The 2,278-nt window shown below is 46.4% G+C and carries 2 protein-coding genes; both read right to left on the bottom strand.

The window, feature by feature from the left end:
* Positions 1–132: 132 nt before the first annotated feature.
* Positions 133–654 (bottom strand): YIP1 family protein, encoded by a 522-nt coding sequence (locus IH879_22530; protein MCH7677705.1) that lies wholly within the window; start codon positions 652–654, stop codon positions 133–135.
* 225 nt (positions 655–879) lie between these two features.
* Positions 880–2,196 (bottom strand): amidohydrolase family protein, encoded by a 1,317-nt coding sequence (locus IH879_22525; protein ID MCH7677704.1) that lies wholly within the window; start codon positions 2,194–2,196, stop codon positions 880–882.
* Positions 2,197–2,278: the final 82 nt, after the last annotated feature.

Below are 2,278 nucleotides of genomic sequence, written 5' to 3'. Positions count from 1 at the left end.
GCCATGAAATTATTTAAGCTATGGTTGCACTCATTCATTATTAACCAAGAACCTAACAAGTAAGTCTACGGATCTGTCTACCACTCAATACGTAATGATCTACAGAAACTGGCTAACAGTCTTATCAAACTATCAAGCCCGGCCAAAAATCGAAAACATGAGTGCCAAAAAGATTGCCTGGATAACCCATCCGATAAGACAAACGCCTACGGCACGCAAGGTACTGTTGTAATCGAGAGCCTGCCGAACGGCGATAATCATCGCTACTAACATCCAAACTGATGCAACGATGGAAACGAGCCAATAAAGCCCGGGAATAATTCCTAATATCCGTATCACACCCGGTGAACTCGAAAAGCCGATTGTGCGCAAAAGCTCGCCGTGATCTGCGGAAGTTTGAGGCTCGGGTAGGAGTTTTGTGCCAATAATGTAAGTAATAAAAGCCCAAACATACCAGCCGATTAAAGCCGCTACGGTTCCCATTAAAATCCCACCGACCCCCGCAACACTAAAGGAAGCAATTCCAGCAGCTACGCTGGATAAAACAACCACCCCCATCGCCTGTGGCATGGCGTTTTTGTCCGCTTCGACTTCTTCGTACAGGTTTACATCTAACTTTGCAGCCCGAATCATTCGATCTTGAAAAATCGACATTGTCCCTCCTTCCTCTCTAACGAGAGCATAAATTTAATCTTCTTGATTCAAAATCACAAGGATTATGATGTCACAATTTATTCTGATGAATTAAATCAAACCTCCACGCGGTTGAACAAACGCTACGACTATGGTAGTGATGACTGCCAGCCAAATGGCCACATACTAAGGGTACAAAGTAGTCTCTTTTCTGCCAAGCAGGAAGACCTGCATGTAAAATCACTTTCACTTATCCACAACTGGACTTAAACCCTCCACAGTCTCATTTTTAACAACAACCCCACCCTTCATCACAAAAGAAATGTTCTGCAAAAGGCCAATATCGTCAAGCGGATTGCCTTTCACAGCGACCAAATCAGCAAACTTGCCGGCTTCTACGCTGCCGATTTGGTCTTGCCACTGCATGAGGTCGGCTGCAGTACCGGTGGCTGATTTAATGGCCTGCATGGGCGTCATGCCGTAATCCACCATGAGCTGAAATTCTCTTGCATTCGTGCCGTGGTCAAAGGCGCCGACATCAGTGCCAAAAGCAATTTTTACACCCAGCTTCATGGCTTTTTGAAAGGTGAGTTCATGTGCTTTAACAATTTTTTTTAGAAGCGGATCATCCGGGTGTTCTTTAAACTCCTGAACGTAAACACTAAACGTCGGCGACCAAAACGTGCCGCGCTTTGCCATCTCCTGCAACTGTTCGTCATTTAGAAAAAAGCCGTGTTCAATGGACCGCACGCCGCCGAGAATGGCGTTGGTGGCGCCTTCTCCGCCATAGGCGTGTGCCGCAACCGGTACATTCCAGCGGTTACATTCTTCCACAATCATTTTTATCTCGTCGACGGTCATCTGGGAAAGCGGCTCGAGCGTTTCAGGATTTATATGCCGGAGCGTGCCGGTTGTGTAAATTTTAATCCAATCGGCGCCGTATTTAATTTGGCGGCGCACTTCTTTTATTTTTTCACCCGGTGTGTCGGCAATTGCAGCAACCTGTGGAACCTCGATATGCGGTGCCAGTCCGGCGATATTCATATGCCCGCCCGTAATCGAAATCGCCATGGTTGAAACCTGCAGCCGCGGACCCGGAATTAGTCCTGCATTGATGGCGTCCCGGATGGCGGCGTCGGCAAAATTCGCACCCTCGGAATCAACATCGCGCATGGCAGTGAACCCGGCTTCCAGATTTAACCTTGCGGCGCGAACACCCTCAATGGTTCGGTAGGGAATGGATTTATACAAGACCGGATTTTTATCCGTATAATCCGGGGTCAGACAAATGTGGCTGTGCGTGTCGATAAGGCCGGGGAGGACGGTAAAATCGCTTAGATCAATCACCGTCGCATCGGATGGGATATTTACGGCCTGGCCAACTGCGATGATCCTTTCACCTTCTATCAGAATAACTGCATTTGTGGCCGGTTTATTGCCAACCCCATCGATCAGTTTGCCACATTTTATGGCGAGTTTTTGAGGCTCCTGAGCCGAAAGCTGAGAGAAAAAACAAAATATAACTATAAAAATATAAATAATAAAACAATGGTCTTTTGTCATTCTTACCTCCCTAACTTATATCAACTCTTGTTTTTTTTGGCGCTTCGTTTTGTTAATTTTTACTTGTAATTTGCTCCAAATT

It is taken from the genome of candidate division KSB1 bacterium, assembly GCA_022562085.1.
GTDB lineage: Bacteria > Zhuqueibacterota > Zhuqueibacteria > Oceanimicrobiales > Oceanimicrobiaceae > Oceanimicrobium.
This window is presented reverse-complemented; position numbering and strand designations above follow the sequence as displayed.